The 221-nt window shown below is 48.9% G+C and carries 1 pseudogene; it reads left to right on the forward strand.

Annotation, left to right across the window (positions count from 1 at the left end):
* Positions 1–221: pseudogene (locus AB4512_RS25105) on the forward strand (peptidase M23); the annotation flags it as partial.

A 221-nucleotide genomic window follows, 5' to 3' on the forward strand; every position in this document is an offset into this window, starting at 1 on the left:
GAGGGTAACAGCCTTGAGCAAGCGTTCAATCGCTACCCAATAGACAAACAATTCCGAAGAATTACTTCGCCATTTAACCCGTACCGTAAGCACCCAGTGACCGGACGTATATCTCCGCATAATGGTACTGACTTCGCAACACCCGTAGGGTCGCCAGTTTATTCAACCGGTGACGGTCGAGTTATTGCTATTCGTAACCACCCGTATGCGGGGAAATACAT

The sequence above is a fragment of the Vibrio sp. 10N.222.52.B7 genome (assembly GCF_041474275.1).
In the GTDB taxonomy this organism is placed as follows: Bacteria; Pseudomonadota; Gammaproteobacteria; order Enterobacterales; family Vibrionaceae; genus Vibrio; species Vibrio crassostreae_C.